The 622-nt window shown below is 30.1% G+C and carries 1 rRNA gene; it reads left to right on the plus strand.

The window, feature by feature from the left end:
- Nucleotides 1–390: 390 nt before the first annotated feature.
- A 16S ribosomal RNA gene (locus IE142_RS39970) occupies nucleotides 391–622 on the plus strand; the annotation flags it as partial.

Genomic DNA, 622 nt, shown 5'->3' on the forward strand with positions numbered 1-622 from the left:
CATTAAGTAAATTTTAACTTAAAAAATCGATAATAAATATTGACGTTACGTTTATATCTTGATACTATATAAAAGTCGTCAAAAGCAGATTAATTAATTGAAAAGAAAAAGTTAAGAACTTTAAAATTTAGTTAATAAAGTGTAATTTTGACTATTGAAATTAAAATCATTACATTATAAAATGTTATTTGTTGAATTAATTAAGAAATGACAAGAAATGAAATACAAATTAATTCTTGACTTAATAAATTCTGTTTGTTACAATAATGTATTGTAAGTGTTAAAGAACATTGAAAACTGAATGACAATATGTCAACGTTAATTCCAATAAACAGTAACGAAATGTTACAAACTATTTAGTATTTATGAGCTAATCAAACATCATAATTTTTTATGGAGAGTTTGATCCTGGCTCAGGATGAACGCTGGCGGCGTGCCTAATACATGCAAGTCGAACGAGTTCTGATTATTGAAAGGTGCTTGCATCTTGATTTAATTTTGAACGAGTGGCGGACGGGTGAGTAACACGTGGGTAACCTGCCCTTAAGTGGGGGATAACATTTGGAAACAGATGCTAATACCGCATAAATCCAAGAACCGCATGGTTCTTGGCTGAAAGATG

The organism is Streptomyces mutabilis (assembly GCF_014649815.1).
Classification (GTDB): domain Bacteria; phylum Actinomycetota; class Actinomycetes; order Streptomycetales; family Streptomycetaceae; genus Streptomyces; species Streptomyces mutabilis.